16 protein-coding genes, 1 tRNA gene and 1 riboswitch are annotated in these 13,814 nt (G+C 68.5%); of the genes, 16 read left to right on the plus strand and 1 reads right to left on the minus strand.

Annotated elements, in window-relative coordinates:
• Positions 1-26 precede the first annotated feature (26 nt).
• From dop to ABD768_RS01115, 14 genes are all read left to right on the plus strand, one after another.
• A complete protein-coding gene (gene dop / locus ABD768_RS01050) occupies positions 27-1,547 on the plus strand; it encodes a depupylase/deamidase Dop (protein ID WP_343972490.1) in 1,521 nt (506 codons plus the stop codon).
• Between the two features lie 58 nt (positions 1,548-1,605).
• Entirely contained in the window at positions 1,606-1,815 is a 210-nt protein-coding gene (locus ABD768_RS01055) for a ubiquitin-like protein Pup (protein ID WP_328324267.1), read from the plus strand.
• A gap of 8 nt (positions 1,816-1,823) precedes the next feature.
• Positions 1,824-2,666: a proteasome subunit beta gene (gene prcB, locus ABD768_RS01060; protein ID WP_343972487.1), complete on the plus strand. Its 843-nt coding sequence runs from the start codon at positions 1,824-1,826 to the stop codon at positions 2,664-2,666.
• Between the two features lie 32 nt (positions 2,667-2,698).
• The gene (prcA, locus tag ABD768_RS01065; RefSeq protein WP_343972484.1) at positions 2,699-3,571 is read left to right on the plus strand and encodes a proteasome subunit alpha; all 873 of its coding nucleotides are present in this window, start codon (positions 2,699-2,701) and stop codon (positions 3,569-3,571) included.
• Complete coding sequence (locus ABD768_RS01070; protein ID WP_344836313.1) at positions 3,568-4,179, plus strand: NUDIX hydrolase; 612 nt, start codon at positions 3,568-3,570, stop codon at positions 4,177-4,179. The genes prcA and ABD768_RS01070 overlap by 4 nt, the downstream gene beginning before the upstream one ends.
• Positions 4,180-4,199: 20 nt before the next feature.
• Positions 4,200-4,280, plus strand: a riboswitch (ZMP/ZTP riboswitch).
• A 30-nt stretch (positions 4,281-4,310) separates the two neighbouring features.
• Entirely contained in the window at positions 4,311-5,195 is an 885-nt protein-coding gene (locus ABD768_RS01075; protein ID WP_344836316.1) for a bifunctional 5,10-methylenetetrahydrofolate dehydrogenase/5,10-methenyltetrahydrofolate cyclohydrolase, read from the plus strand.
• Between the two features lie 41 nt (positions 5,196-5,236).
• The gene (gene aroH, locus ABD768_RS01080) at positions 5,237-5,605 is read left to right on the plus strand and encodes a chorismate mutase (RefSeq protein WP_343972475.1); all 369 of its coding nucleotides are present in this window, start codon (positions 5,237-5,239) and stop codon (positions 5,603-5,605) included.
• Positions 5,602-6,675 (plus strand): prephenate dehydrogenase, encoded by a 1,074-nt coding sequence (locus tag ABD768_RS01085; protein ID WP_343972472.1) that lies wholly within the window; start codon positions 5,602-5,604, stop codon positions 6,673-6,675. Before aroH ends, ABD768_RS01085 begins: the two co-directional genes overlap by 4 nt.
• Before the next feature lie 10 nt (positions 6,676-6,685).
• Positions 6,686-7,372 (plus strand): (d)CMP kinase, encoded by a 687-nt coding sequence (gene cmk / locus ABD768_RS01090; protein ID WP_344836320.1) that lies wholly within the window; start codon positions 6,686-6,688, stop codon positions 7,370-7,372.
• A complete protein-coding gene (locus tag ABD768_RS01095; RefSeq protein WP_344836323.1) occupies positions 7,369-8,100 on the plus strand; it encodes a lysophospholipid acyltransferase family protein in 732 nt (243 codons plus the stop codon). The genes cmk and ABD768_RS01095 overlap by 4 nt, the downstream gene beginning before the upstream one ends.
• Positions 8,093-9,475 carry a ribosome biogenesis GTPase Der gene (der, locus tag ABD768_RS01100; RefSeq protein WP_343972463.1) on the plus strand — a complete coding sequence of 461 codons (1,383 nt, stop codon included), beginning with the start codon at positions 8,093-8,095 and terminating at the stop codon, positions 9,473-9,475. The genes ABD768_RS01095 and der overlap by 8 nt, the downstream gene beginning before the upstream one ends.
• 70 nt (positions 9,476-9,545) lie before the next feature.
• Positions 9,546-9,619: transfer RNA gene (locus ABD768_RS01105), tRNA-Pro, on the plus strand.
• A 50-nt stretch (positions 9,620-9,669) separates the two neighbouring features.
• On the plus strand, positions 9,670-10,452 hold the full coding sequence (locus tag ABD768_RS01110; RefSeq protein WP_344836326.1) for a group I intron-associated PD-(D/E)XK endonuclease: 783 nt from the start codon (positions 9,670-9,672) through the stop codon (positions 10,450-10,452).
• 26 nt (positions 10,453-10,478) lie between these two features.
• Positions 10,479-11,405 (plus strand): S1C family serine protease, encoded by a 927-nt coding sequence (locus ABD768_RS01115; RefSeq protein WP_344836329.1) that lies wholly within the window; start codon positions 10,479-10,481, stop codon positions 11,403-11,405.
• Here the strand turns inward: ABD768_RS01115 and ABD768_RS01120 are convergent.
• The gene (locus ABD768_RS01120) at positions 11,395-11,928 is read right to left on the minus strand and encodes a GNAT family N-acetyltransferase (RefSeq protein ID WP_344836332.1); all 534 of its coding nucleotides are present in this window, start codon (positions 11,926-11,928) and stop codon (positions 11,395-11,397) included. The two genes, ABD768_RS01115 and ABD768_RS01120, sit on opposite strands and share 11 nt — an antisense overlap.
• A 116-nt stretch (positions 11,929-12,044) precedes the next feature.
• Between ABD768_RS01120 and ABD768_RS01125 the strand changes: the two genes are divergently transcribed.
• The gene (locus ABD768_RS01125; protein ID WP_344836336.1) at positions 12,045-13,505 is read left to right on the plus strand and encodes a glycoside hydrolase; all 1,461 of its coding nucleotides are present in this window, start codon (positions 12,045-12,047) and stop codon (positions 13,503-13,505) included.
• Between the two features lie 15 nt (positions 13,506-13,520).
• A complete protein-coding gene (locus tag ABD768_RS01130) occupies positions 13,521-13,808 on the plus strand; it encodes a hypothetical protein (RefSeq protein WP_344836339.1) in 288 nt (95 codons plus the stop codon).
• Positions 13,809-13,814: the final 6 nt, after the last annotated feature.

Raw genomic sequence — 13,814 nt, forward strand, 5'->3', positions numbered from 1 at the left:
CCGCCCAACCGCGTAGGCTCGATCGCATGAGTGTTCGGCGGATCATGGGGACCGAGACCGAGTTCGGCATCTCGGTTCCTGGCCAGCCCGGGGCCAACCCGATGCTGACCTCGAGCCAGGTGGTGAACGGCTACGCCCAGACGCAGCCCTTGGCGCGCAAGACGCGGTGGGACTTCGACGAGGAGCACCCGCTGCGGGACGCGCGCGGCTTCGACCTGAGCCGGGAGGTGGCCGACTCCAGCCAGCTCACCGACGAGGAGACCGGCCTGGCCAACGTCATCCTCACCAACGGCGCCAGGCTGTACGTCGACCATGCCCACCCGGAGTACTCGGCGCCCGAGTGCACCAACCCGCGTGACGTGGTGGTCTGGGACAAGGCCGGCGAGCTGGTGATCATGGAGGGCGCCCGGCAGGCCCGGCAGATCCCCGGCGCGCCACAGCTGAACCTCTACAAGAACAACACCGACAACAAGGGCGCGTCGTACGGATCGCACGAGAACTACCTGATGCGCCGGTCCACGCCGTTCGCGTCGATCGTGCGGCACCTGACGCCGTTCTTCGTCAGCCGCCAGGTGGTCACCGGGGCCGGCCGGGTCGGGATCGGCCAGGACGGCAACACCAACGGCTTCCAGATCAGCCAGCGGGCCGACTACTTCGAGGTCGAGGTCGGCCTGGAGACGACGCTCAAGCGGCCGATCATCAACACCCGCGACGAGCCGCACGCCAACCCCGACCGGTACCGCCGGCTGCACGTGATCATCGGCGACGCGAACCTGGCCGAGATCTCGACCTACCTGAAGGTCGGCACCACCTCGCTGGTGCTGGCGATGATCGAGGACGGCTGGCTGACCGACGACCTGTCCGTCGACCGGCCGGTCAACGCGCTGCACGAGATCAGCCACGACCCCAGCTGCACGCACCTGATGACGCTCAAGGACGGCCGCAAGATCACCGCCGTCCAGCTCCAGGTGGAGTATCTGGAGCAGGCCCGCAAGTACGTCGAGGACAAGTACGGCGACGACGCGGACCGGCAGACCAAGGACGTGCTGCAACGCTGGGAGAGCGTGCTCGACCAGCTGGCGACCGACCCGATGAAGCTGTCCGACCAGCTCGACTGGGTCGCGAAGTACAAGCTGCTGCAGTCCTACCGCGACCGCGACGGGCTGGAGTGGGACGACCCCAAGCTGCACCTGGTCGACCTGCAGTACGCCGATCTGCGGCCGGACAAGGGCCTGTACTACAAACTCGTCAAGAGTGGCCGGATGCAACGGCTGGTCAGCGACGAGGAGATCCGGATGGCGGTATCCCACCCGCCGACGGACACCCGCGCCTACTTCCGCGGCCGCTGCATGCAGCAGTACGCCGGTCAGGTCGCCGCCGCGTCCTGGGACTCGGTGATCTTCGACCTGCCCGGCCGTGAATCGCTTCAACGGATCCCGACGCTGGACCCGCTGCGGGGCACGAAAGCGCATGTCGGAGCCTTGCTGGACCAGTGCGACACCGCGAGTGACCTGGTTCGCACCATTACTGGGGGCGCTGCCGGGTAGGGTCGCTATAGAGGACCGGTTGGGCGGTCCTCCACAGCGGTTCTAGGAGGTGTGTGCCATGGCGAAAGACGGCGGACAGCAGCACAAGCAGCCGAAGCGCTCGTCGACCGAGGAAGAGGTCGCCGAGACCAAGTCCAGTGAGGACGTGGCCGAGCGCAAGGAACGGCTCGACGACGACGTGGATTCGATCCTCGACGAGATCGACGAGGTGCTGGAGGAGAACGCGGAAGAGTTCGTCCGCGGCTTCGTGCAAAAGGGTGGGGAGTGAACCGCTAGATGACATTCGATGCCTCCGGCCGGTTGCCGGAAGCCTTCCTGACCCCAGGTGGCTCGTCCTTCATGGACTTCCTGGCCGGGCACGCGCCCGACCTGTTGCCCGGACGGCGCGACCTGGGGGCGGGTGATTTCGGCAAGGACGTACCGCACGGCACGACCATCGTCGCCGCCATCTTCCCCGGTGGCGTCGTGATGGCCGGTGACCGGCGGGCGACGATGGGCAACGTGATCGCCCAGCGCGACATCGAGAAGGTCTTCCCGGCCGACGAGTACTCGTGCGTCGCCTTCGCCGGCACGGCCGGGCTCGGGATCGAGATGGTGCGGCTGTTCCAGGTCGAGCTCGAGCACTACGAGAAGCTCGAGGGCACCACGCTCAGCCTGGACGGCAAGGCCAACCGGCTGACCGCGCTGATCCGCGGCAACCTGCCGATGGCGATGCAGGGCCTGGCCGTGGTGCCGCTGTTCGCGGGCTACGACCACGACCAGAAGGCCGGCCGGATCTACTCCTACGACCCGACCGGTGGGCGGTACGAGGAGCTCGGCGGCTACCACAGCGTCGGTTCCGGCTCACTGTTCGCCCGGGGCGCGCTGAAGAAGCTCTACCGTCCGGACCTGACCGAGTCCGAGGTGGCGACCGTGCTGGTCCAGTCCCTGGTCGACGCGGCCGACGACGACTCCGCGACCGGTGGTCCGGACATGTTGCGGCGGATCTTCCCGGTGGTCGGCGTGGTGACCGCGGACGGTTACCGGCGGCTCCCGGCCGAGGAGGTCGGCGCGATCGTGGACACCGTCATCGCCGCCCGGCACGAGCGTCCCGACGGCCCGTCCGCGCCGCTGACCTGACCACCATCGACTGATAGAGGACGACACCCCAGATGAGTACGCCGTTCTACGTCTCGCCCGAACAGTTGATGCGGGACCGGGCCGACTTCGCCCGCAAGGGCATCGCCAAGGGGCGCAGCGCGATCGCGCTGCAGTACGCCGACGGCATCCTGTTCGTCGCCGAGAACCGGTCCCCGGCGCTGCACAAGGTGGCCGAGATCTACGACCGGATGGCCTTCGCGGCCGTCGGGCGGTACAACGAGTTCGAGAACCTGCGGATCGCCGGCGTCCGGCTGGCCGACATGCGGGGCTACTCGTACGACCGCCGCGACGTGACCGGCCGGGCGCTGGCGAACGCGTACGCGCAGACGCTCGGCGCGATCTTCTCCTCCGGTGGCGAGAAGCCGCTCGAGGTGGAGATCCTGGTCGCCGAGATCGGCGCCAGCACGGCCGAGGACCAGATCTACCGGCTCACCTACGACGGCTCGATCGCGGACGTCCGCGGGTACGCCGTGATGGGCGGCCCGGCCGAGCAGGTCGCGGAGTACGTCGGTGAGCACTACTCCGAGGGCATCTCGCTGGCGGGGGCGCTGCGTCTCGCGGTGGATGCGCTCGGCCACGACGGTACCGAGGTGAGGCAGCTCGAGCCGGATCAGATCGAGGTCGCCATCCTCGACCGGACCCGCACCCAGGTCCGCAAGTTCAAGCGGATCTCGGACGACACGCTGGCCCGGATCCTGTCCGAGTCGCGCCCGGACACCTCACCGGCCGAACCGGTCACGCACGAGCCGGAGGAGACCGTCAACGGCGGCTCCTACGAGAGCGACGCGGCCACCCCGACGGACGACGCCCCCGTGGCGCCCCCCGCCGAGGACGACACTCCGATCGCGCCGCCGGAGAACCCGGACACCGACCGCCCGCTGTGACGGACAACCTGCCGTCCGCCCCTGGCTCCACGCCGGGGGCGGACGACGTACGTCCGGGCGATCCCCAGCCGTGGGTGCTGGTGGGGGAGACGCCCGGCTACAAGGGCTTCCTCACGGTGAATGTCCGCCGCTATCGGCTGCCCGATGGACGCGAAGCGGTCTGGGACGTCTCCGGCCCCGAGTCCGGAGCGGACATCAGGGCCGGTGTGACCGTGTTGCCGCTGACCCCGGACGGCCGGATCGTCACGGTACGGATGTTCCGCGCGGGCCCCGACAAGATCGTCACCAACCTGCCCGGTGGCCTGATCGACCCCGGCGAGGATCCGGCCGACGCGGGCCGGCGTGAACTCGAGGAAGAGACCGGCTACACCTGCGAGTCCATCGAGGTGAAGGGCTGGCTCTGGGCCGGTTCGTCGTCGACCTTCCGCAAGTACGTCGCTATCGCCCACGGCTGCCGCCCGAACGGCAAGCAGTCCCTCGACGAGTTCGAGGACTGCGTCCCGGTGGAACTCACCCCGGCCGAGTTCCGCACTGATCTGCGCACCTCCGGCACGATGACCGGCACCGACGCCGCCTACCTCGCCCTCGACCACGCCGGCCTGCTCTAGCAACTCGCGCAGTAAACTCTGCGGTGGACCGCGACTGGCGCTGAGGTGGGGTACCACCGGGGAACGGTCTGATCGCTGAGCCGCGCGCCTGGGCATCCGAGTTGAGCTGTCGATGCCTGGAGGAGTGAGTCTTGAGCGCGAAGTTGATGGTTGGGACCGAGCTGGCCGCCGAGATGGTGGCGAGGGCGGGGGAGCGGGCGAAGAAGCTGGTCGAGGAGACCGGGGTGCAGCCGTGTCTGGCCACCGTGTTGGTGGGCGATGATCCGGCGTCGGCGACGTACGTGCGGATGAAGCAGAACCGGAGCAAGAAGGCCGGGATCGGGTCGCGGAGCGTGGTGTTGCCTGCGGCTACGACCACCGAGGAGCTGGTCGCCGAGATCGAGAAGCTGTCGGCTGACCCGGCCGTGCACGGGATCCTGCTGCAGCACCCGGTGCCGGCGCAGATCGACGAGCGGGCCGCGTTCGAGGCGATCGCGCCGGGCAAGGACGTCGACGGCGTGACGATGCACGGTTTCGCGGCGATGGCGTTCGGCGAACCGGGCTTCGTCTCCTGTACGCCCGGTGGCATCCTGCGTCTGCTGCAGGCGTACGACGTACCGCTGGAAGGCGCGCACGCCGTCGTCATCGGTCGCAGTCCGATCCTCGGCAAGCCGGCCGGGATGTTGCTGCTGGCATCGAACGCGACCGTCACCTACACGCACTCCAAGACGCGCGACCTGGCCGACATCGTCAGGACGGCGGACATCGTGGTCGCGGCCGTGGGCCGGGCCAACTTCGTCCGCGGCGACTGGCTGAAGCCAGGAGCCGTCGTGATCGATGCCGGATACAACGAAGGCAACGTCGGCGACGTCCACTTCGAGGAAGCCGCTGAGGTGGCCGGCCTGATCACTCCGGTCCCCGGTGGCGTCGGCCCGATGACGATCGCGCTCCTGCTGGAGCAGACCGTCGAGGCAGCCGAGGCGCTGACGAGGGCAGTATCCGAGACGGTTGCGCACCAGTTGGACCATCTGTCCTAGGGTTGAGACTGAACAAGCATTCGATCGAGGAGGCAGACGCTGTGGCGGTACGGGCGATCCGCGGTGCCACCCAGCTCGAGGTGGACGAGCGGGAGCATCTGCTCGCCCGGTCCGCCGAGCTGGTCAGGGCCGTGCTGGAGGCCAACGACCTCGAGTCGGCGGACCTGATCAGCATCCTGTTCACCGTCACGCCAGACCTGCACTCGGAGTTCCCGGCGGTGGCCGGCCGGCAGATCGGGCTGACCGACGTACCGCTGATGTGCATGCAGGAGATCGACGTCCCGCACGCGTTGCCGCGGGTGGTCCGGATGATGGTGCATGCCGACTCGCCGCGGTCGCGGGAGAAGATCCAGCACGTCTACCTGCACGGTGCCGTCAGTCTGCGCCCCGACCTGACCGGCGCCCAGTGACCGAGCTGCGCGGCCCGGTCCGCATCGTGGGCACCGGCCTGATCGGTACGTCGATCGGCCTCGCGCTGGGCCGGCTCGGTGTCGTCGTGGAGCTCGTCGACGCCGACCCGGACAACGCCCTGATGGCCGAGCGGATCGGGGCCGGTTCGCGCCTGGTCCAGATCGAGCCGCAACTGGTCGTCGTCGCCGTACCGCCGGACCACGTCGGCGAGGTCATCGTGGAGCAGCTCCAGCAGACCGACGCGATCGTCACCGACGCCGCCAGCGTGAAGTCGAAGCCACTGCACGATGCTCGTGCTCTGGTCGCGTCGCCCGAGGAGCTTTCCCGGTACGTCGGCAGCCACCCGATGGCCGGCTCCGAGCGCAGCGGCCCACTGGCCGGCCGGGCGGACCTCTTCGAGGGCGCGACCTGGGCCATCACCCCGCACGAGACCAGCGAGCCCGCCGCGGTAGAGCTGGTACGCCGCCTCGCCGAGGCCGCCGGTGCCCGCACGGTCGAGCTGTCCGTCGCGGACCACGACCTCGCCGTGGCCCGCGTCTCGCACCTGCCCCAGCTGATGTCGTCGCTGGCCGCAGGCACCCTGGTCGACGCGCCCGCCGCGCATCTCGAGCTGTCCGGCCAAGGCGTCCGCGACGTCACCCGGATCGCGGCCGGCGATCCGGGCCTGTGGACCCAGATCGTCTCGGCCAACTCGCCTGCCCTGAGCGGCTTGCTGGAAGGGATCCGCGACGAGCTCGACCGGCTGTTGATTGCCCTCGGCAAGGAAGAGGCGACCGACGAGGTGACCGCCGTACTGAACCGCGGCGTCTCCGGCGCGATCCGGGTGCCGGGCAAGCACGGCACCCCGCACATCGACCTGGTCCCGGTGCTCGTCACCATCCCCGACCGTCCCGGCCAGCTGGCCCGGTTGTTCGCGGATGCGGCCGAGTCCGGCGCCAACGTCGAGGACCTGCGGATCGACCACAGCCCCGGCCGCCCGGTCGGTGAGGTCGAGCTGTCGGTCAAGCCGGCGTCGGTCGATCAGCTGGTGGAGGTACTGACCGAGCGTGGCTGGTCCGTGCACCGGTAATCTTCGGCCCATGATCATCGCTGTTGACGGCCCGAGCGGGTCCGGTAAGTCGAGCACGGCCCGCGGAGTCGCGACCAGGCTCGGTCTGCAGTACCTGGACACGGGGGCGATGTACCGGGCGGTGACCTGGTCGGCGCTGGAGCACGGGCTCGACCTGGACGACCTGGCGGCGGTGGCGGAGCGGGCCCGCGCGGTACAGCTGTCGATCAGTACCGATCCACAGCGGGCGCAGTTCGCGGCGGACGGAGTCGATGTCACCGAGGCGATCCGGGATCCCCGGATCAGCTCCAGTGTCAGCAAGATCGCGACCAACCTCGACGTACGGGCCGAGTTGATCCGGCGTCAGCGGGAACTGATCGAGGCATCCCAGCCGACCGGTGGAGCGGTGGTCGAGGGGCGTGACATCGCCACTGTGGTGTGGCCGCACGCCGAGTTGAAGCTGCTGCTCACCGCCGACCAAGAGGCCCGGATGGCTCGGCGTAAGGCGGAGCTGGCCGAGGGTGCGGTCACCGCCGACCAGTTGCGGGACCAGATCGTCCGCCGGGACGCCGACGACTCGACCGTCTCGCAGTTCCAGGTGGCCTCCGACGGCGCGGTGGAAATCGATTCGACCCGTCTGACGTTGGAAGAGGTCATCGACGTCATCTGCCGACTGGCGAAGGAGGCTGAGGCCGCGTCACGCGACCGGGACTCATGACTGCTGACGAGCTGACCGGGCACCGAGACCTGCCCCGGACCGACGATCTGCCGGCCATCCCGCATCGGCTGGGCAGTGTCCTGCGTCACATCGTCCGGCCCTACATGCGGCGGCGCTACGACCTGACGATCCACCATGAGGAGCACTTCCCCGCCGTCGGCCCGGTACTGATCGCGCCGAACCACCTCAGCCTGCTCGACGGTCCGTTGCTCGGCGCGGTCGCGCCGCGGATGCTGCACCAGCTCGGAAAGGTCGAGGCGTTCCAGGGCGTGCAGGGCTTCCTGCTGCACCGTGCCGGCCAGATCTCGATCGATCGCTCGCAGTACGACGTACTGGCGATCCGCCGGGCGATCCAGATCCTGCGCGAAGGCCGGGCGCTGAGCGTGTATCCCGAGGGGAACCGCGGCCCGGGCGATTTCCGCCGGATCCGCGGGGGAGTGGCCTACCTCGCGATGGTCACCGGAGCGCCGATCCTCCCCGTGGCACTGCTCGGGACGCGGCAGCCAGGGGGCAATATCGAGCACTTCCCGCCCCGCGGCAGCCGGGTCGACGTGGTATATGGCGAGAGCTTCACGGTTGACCGCGTATCCTTTCCCAGGAGGCAGGTCGACGTACGCGCGGTTGCCGACCAGATCGGCGACGTGTTGCGGGCCCATGTGCAGGCGGCCGTCGAAGCCACCGGCCACCCGCTCCCGGGCGCGCCAGACCAGAAGGATCCTGATGAGTGACCTGCCCACCGGCTACGAGTTCGACGCGGAGCCGACCCACGACCGCGAAGACACCGGCCCGCTGCCGGTGGTGGCGATCGTCGGCCGGCCGAACGTGGGCAAGTCGACGCTGGTGAACCGGATCATCGGCCGCCGCGAGGCCGTGGTCGAGGACACCCCGGGCGTCACTCGCGACCGGGTCTCCTACGACGCCAACTGGGCCGGCCGTGGCTTCACGCTGGTCGACACCGGCGGCTGGGACCCGGACGCGGTCGGCATGGCTGCTTTGGTGGCGGCGCAAGCCGAGGTCGCGATCAACGCTGCCGACGCGGTGCTATTCGTGGTCGACGCTACGGTCGGGATCACCGACTCCGACGAGGCAGTGGTTCGCGTCCTGCGGAAGGCCGGCAAGCCCGTCGTACTGGCCGCCAACAAGGTCGACGACGCGCGCGTCGAGGCCGAGGCGATGAACCTGTGGAGCCTGGGCATCGGGGAGCCGTTCCCGATCTCGGCGATGCACGGACGTGGTACCGGCGACATGCTGGACGCCGTACTGGCCGCGTTGCCGGAGGCACCTGCCGAGCGGGACGCTCAACTGGGCGGGCCGCGGCGGGTCGCGATCGTCGGCAAGCCGAACGTGGGCAAGTCGTCGCTGCTGAACAAGGTCGCCAAGGAGGACCGCGTCGTCGTCAGCGAGGTCTCCGGTACGACGGTCGACCCGGTCGACGAGGAGATCGTCCTCGGCGGCAAGCAGTGGCGCTTCATCGACACCGCCGGTATCCGCCGCAAGGTGAAGAACGTGCAGGGGCACGAGTACTACGCCAGCCTGCGCACCAACAGCGCGATCGAGCGGGCCGAGGTCGTCGTCGTGGTGATCGACGCGTCCGAGCCGATGACCGAGCAGGACCTGCGGATCATGAACACCGTCGAGGAAGCCGGCAAGGCGCTCGTGATCGCCTACAACAAGTGGGACCTGGTCGACGAGGACCGCCGGTACTACCTGGAGCGCGAGATCGACCGCGACCTGGTGCAGTTCCGCTGGGCTCCCCGGGTGAACATCAGCGCGATGACCGGGCGCCACATGGAGAAGCTCGTCCCGGCCATCGAGGCGGCTCTCGAGGGTTGGCAGACCCGCGTTCCGACCGGTCAGCTCAACGCGTTCCTCGGTCGTCTCGTCGCCGCGCATCCGCACCCGGTCCGCAGTGGCAAGCAGCCGAAGATCCTCTTCGGCACCCAGGCGACCACGATGCCGCCGACCTTCGCGGTCTTCACGTCGGGCGCTTTCGAGCCGTCGTACCAGCGCTTCATCGAACGCCGCCTCCGCGAAGACTTCGGCTTCGTCGGCAGCCCCGTCCACGTCCAGATCCGCCCCCGCGTGAAGAAGCCGAAACGCTAGGACCCCTGGTCAAACCTGGTCTCCGAATGGGGTAAGGTTTACCCGCTTGCTCCTGTTGGGCAGGCGAATTCGGGCTGTAGCGCAGTTTGGTAGCGCATCTGGCTGGGGGCCAGAGGGTCGCAGGTTCAAATCCTGTCAGCCCGACCGAAAAGTGGGGCACCGATTCTGTCGGTGCCCCTCTTTACTGTCTCCCCATGAACACCATCGGGGACAAGCGCGGCTGGGGCGATGCCCAACTGCGGAAGGCGGTTGAGGACAACACTTCCTGGCGCGCGGTCGCCCGTGCCCTCGGACTGAAGGACACTTCGGCAGGCGTGATCCGCACGATCAAGCGGCATGCCGTCAGACTCGAGCTGGAGACCGGACACTTCACCGGACAACGCCGGTGGACCGACGGTCAGCTTCGGCAAGCGTTGCTGGGATCGACCTGCTGGAGCGAGGTCTTCGTCAGCCTCGGGATCTCCGACAGCGGTCAGGACCGGGTGCGGATCAAAGGTCACGCCGTGCGGCTCGAGCTGGACTGCAGCCACCTGAAGACGCCGCATCGGGCGTCGATGGCGGGTGAGGTGTTCGATCTGCCGGTGCGGCCCGAGCTGCTCAGTGCCGCGGCGCCCGGTATCGCGATGGCGTGGTTCGCGATGCGAGGGTGTGCGGTTGCGTTGCCGGTGGAGCCGCAGGTGTATGACCTCCTGGTGACCACGGCGGCGGGTGTGCAGCGGGTTCAGATCAAGACCTCTGTACGGCCGAACGGCAAGGGGCGGTGGAGCGTCGGGATCGGGCGGCGGCCGTACACGCTCGACAAATCAGCCTCGAAGATGCCTTACGATCCCGACTCTCTCGACCTGTTCTTCATCGTTCTGGGCGACGGCAGCATCTACGTGATCCCGAGCTCTGTGCTGGCCGGGCGAACCGGGATCTACGTCGATTCCTACCTGCCCTATCGGGTGGGTGACGCCGCCGGCTTGATTGCGGGGTAATGATGTAATCAGGAGGTGGCGAGGTGATGGATGACGACGTGCTGGACGCGTACTCGCGGGTGGTGTCGGGAGTGGCGGAGTTGCTGATTCCGCGGGTGGCCAGTTTGCGGGTGAAGGGCCGGCGTGGGGAGTCGTCGGGATCGGCGGTGGTGTTGACGGGGGACGGGCATCTGCTGACCAACGCGCATGTGGTTGGCGACGGGAGTAGCGCGACGGCGGAGTTCGCCGATGGTACGGCGGCGCAGGCGCAAGTGATCGGGGTGGATCGGTTGTCGGACCTGGCGGTGTTGCGCGCTGATCGCGAGATCCCCGATCCGCCGGAGTACGGGGACGCCGACAAGGTGAAGGTCGGCAATCTCGTGGTGGCTGTGGGCAATCCACTCGGGCTGGCGGGCAGCGTGACGGCTGGAGTGGTGAGTGCACTCGGGCGATCGCTGCCGGTCCGGTCGGGGACGGCGAGCCGGATCATCGAGGACGTGATCCAGACCGACGCGGCACTCAACCCGGGCAACTCCGGGGGAGCGCTTGCCGACGGCAACGGCCGGGTGATCGGGATCAACACGGCGGTCGCGGGCATCGGTCTCGGGCTGGCCGTGCCGATGAATCCGACGACCCGGCGGATCATCTACTCGCTGCTGCACGACGGCCGGGTTCGCCGGGCGTACCTCGGGCTGGTCACCACCCCGGCCCCGCTGCGCCCGCAGTTGGCCGAGCGCTTCGGTCAGCGGAACGCGTTGCGAGTGGTCGAGGTCATCTCCGGCAGCCCAGCTGCCGACGCGGGGTTGAGGCAAGGCGATCTGGTGCTCGCCGTCGACGGCACTCCGCTGCGGGACGCCCAGTCCCTCCAGCGGCAACTCTTCGCCGACGCGATCGGCCGGCGTACCGAGATCACCGCGGTCCGCAACGGCGCCCTGGTCGACGTCGTCGCCGAGCCGGCCGAGCTCAGCGACTGAGCGAGGCCTTCAGCAGTACGCCGGCCCCGGGCGCCATCGGCGCCTTGGGAAAGGTGAAGTCACGGGTCACCTCGACGAACCCCAACCTCTCGTGGAGGTCGAGGGTTGCGCCGTTGCCGATATTCGCGAAGTAGTAGATCTCCCTGGCGCGCCCGGCCGTCCATCGCATCCGGTCGAGTGTGAGCAGCTCTCCGATCCCGTACCGCCGCCAGGCCGGCGCGACGATCAGGCCGACCAGGTAGTAGCCGGTCGGCGCCGCCGGATGCTCAGGCGTGAGGTTGTGGTGGAAGACGCCGCCGTAGGCGACCACCTCAGAGCCCGCGCAGGCGACCGCGACGTACCGGTCCTCTCGCTCGAGATCGTCGAGCAACATCAGCCGGCGCTTCTCCACCGGCCCGCCGGTCCGGCTGACGATCAGTTCGGCGCAGACGGCGAGATCCGCGGCGACGGCCGGCCGGACCGAGATCGCGCTCGCTGCCGCTCGGCGGGTCGAGTCGGGGTCGTAGGGCGCGAATCCGTTCATGAATGCAGAGCCTAGGTCGCAGGGCGATCGAGGGCCGTTGCGGAGATGGGCAACTACTTTCAGTGGGAGTAGTGTCGCGGGCAGTTAGCTACCCGGACCGCCCCCTGGAGGCTGCCATGCGTCGTCGTACCTTGCTGGGCTCGATCGTTGCCGCTCCGTTGGGGGCGGCGGTGCTCGGTCAGACAACGCCGGCCGCCGCGGCCGCGAGCAGTATCGATCCGCGCGTCGACTGGGGAGCGTGGGAGGGCTGGGGGACGTCGCTGTGCTGGTGGGGCAAGGCGCACGGCAACCGCGACGACCTGGCCGACGTGTTCTTCACCCGGAACACCGTGAACTACCAAGGGACCCAGTTGCCGGGGCTCGGGCTGAACATCGCCCGCTACAACGCCGGCGCCTGCTCGACCAAGCCGATCAACGGCGAGTCGATGGTCCGCTCGCCCAACATCGGCGACCCCCGGCAGATCGACGGTTACTGGCTCGACTGGTTCAGCGCGGACCCGTCGTCGGCGAGCTGGAACTGGTACGTCGACAGCGCCCAGCGCAACCTGATGTGGAAGGCGCGCGACCGTGGCGTCAACCGGATCGAGCTGTTCTCCAACTCACCGATGTGGTGGATGTGCCAGAACCACAACCCCTCCGGTGCGGCCAACGGCGGCGACAACCTGCAGAGCTGGAACCACCAGCAGCACGCCGTGTACCTCGCCACTGTCGCCCGCTACGCCCACGACCACTGGGGTGTCGACTTCACCTCGGTAGAGCCCTTCAACGAGCCGGACGGCAACTGGTGGAAGGCTGACGGCTCCCAGGAGGGCTGCCACTTCGAACCGGCCACCCAGCGCCCAGTGATCAACTACCTGCGCGCAGAGCTGAACTCCCGCGACCTGGGCTGGATGCCGATCGCAGCGTCCGACTCCTGGGGCTATGACTCGGCCCTGTCCACTTGGAACAGCTTCGACAGCACTACCCGCGGCAACGTCGGCCGCATCAACGTGCACGGCTACCAGCAGGGCGGTGGCCGCCGGGACCTCCTGTACTCCGCTGCGAAGGCCGCCGGCCGCAAGGTGTGGAACTCGGAGTACGGCGAGAGCGACGCCACCGGGATGAGCCTGGCCAGCAACCTCAACCTCGACTTCCGCTGGCTGCACCCGTCCGCTTGGGTGTACTGGCAAGTGGTGGACGGCGGGGGCTGGGGCCTGATCGATGACCTCGGTGGGGGAGTCACGGGCGAGGCCAACCCGAAGTACTACGTCCTGGCCCAGTACGCCCGCCACATCCGCCCCGGCATGCGCATCATCGACGGCGGCAACGGCAACACCATCGCGGCGTACGACCCCTCCGCCCGCAAACTCGTCATCGTCGCCACCAACTACGGCACCGCCCAGTACCTCGACTTCGACCTGGCCAAGTTCACCAAGCCCTCCACCGACGGCGCCGCCATCCCACGCTGGTCCACCATCACGGGTGGCTCAGAGCGGTACCAGTTCCACCAGGACACCACCATGCACGGCACCCGCTTCTGGTCCTACTTCGAAGCGAACACCATCCAGACCTTCGAGATCCCCGACGTCACCCTCTGAGGCAGACTCAGCCCCATGGACCTCACCGACGGCTGGACATTCGAGGCAATCGTCCAAGAAGGCGCCCCAGTCGACCTGGCAGGCGCCAACCCATGGAGCGCCGACTGGGTCTCGGTAACAGTCGGCAACATCACCGTCGAGCACCCGTCGTACCCGGGACAACTACACAACCTGTCCGTCTACAAGCTCGCCGGCCAGAATCCATCGATCTTCTTCGCAGCCGGCGAGCTCTCGAACGGCGCCTGGGCCTTCTACCTGCCGACCAATCCGACCCGCGAGTTTCTCGCCCGTCACCGCGGCTAGCGAGGA

Source organism: Kribbella ginsengisoli (assembly GCF_039537185.1).
GTDB lineage: Bacteria > Actinomycetota > Actinomycetes > Propionibacteriales > Kribbellaceae > Kribbella > Kribbella koreensis.

Bases quoted from the DNA above. Each gene is read 5' to 3' on its own strand.
- ABD768_RS01055 (WP_328324267.1), top strand. From the start codon at position 1,606: ATGGCGAAAGACGGCGGACAGCAGCACAAGCAGCCGAAGCGCTCGTCG.
- cmk (WP_344836320.1), top strand. From the start codon at position 6,686: ATGATCATCGCTGTTGACGGCCCGAGCGGGTCCGGTAAGTCGAGCACG.
- ABD768_RS01125 (WP_344836336.1), top strand. From the start codon at position 12,045: ATGCGTCGTCGTACCTTGCTGGGCTCGATCGTTGCCGCTCCGTTGGGG.
- ABD768_RS01115 (WP_344836329.1), top strand. From the start codon at position 10,479: ATGGATGACGACGTGCTGGACGCGTACTCGCGGGTGGTGTCGGGAGTG.
- ABD768_RS01130 (WP_344836339.1), top strand. From the start codon at position 13,521: ATGGACCTCACCGACGGCTGGACATTCGAGGCAATCGTCCAAGAAGGC.
- dop (WP_343972490.1), top strand. From the start codon at position 27: ATGAGTGTTCGGCGGATCATGGGGACCGAGACCGAGTTCGGCATCTCG.
- prcA (WP_343972484.1), top strand. From the start codon at position 2,699: ATGAGTACGCCGTTCTACGTCTCGCCCGAACAGTTGATGCGGGACCGG.
- prcB (WP_343972487.1), top strand. From the start codon at position 1,824: ATGACATTCGATGCCTCCGGCCGGTTGCCGGAAGCCTTCCTGACCCCA.
- ABD768_RS01110 (WP_344836326.1), top strand. From the start codon at position 9,670: ATGAACACCATCGGGGACAAGCGCGGCTGGGGCGATGCCCAACTGCGG.
- ABD768_RS01120 (WP_344836332.1), bottom strand. From the start codon at position 11,928: ATGAACGGATTCGCGCCCTACGACCCCGACTCGACCCGCCGAGCGGCA.
- der (WP_343972463.1), top strand. From the start codon at position 8,093: ATGAGTGACCTGCCCACCGGCTACGAGTTCGACGCGGAGCCGACCCAC.
- ABD768_RS01095 (WP_344836323.1), top strand. From the start codon at position 7,369: ATGACTGCTGACGAGCTGACCGGGCACCGAGACCTGCCCCGGACCGAC.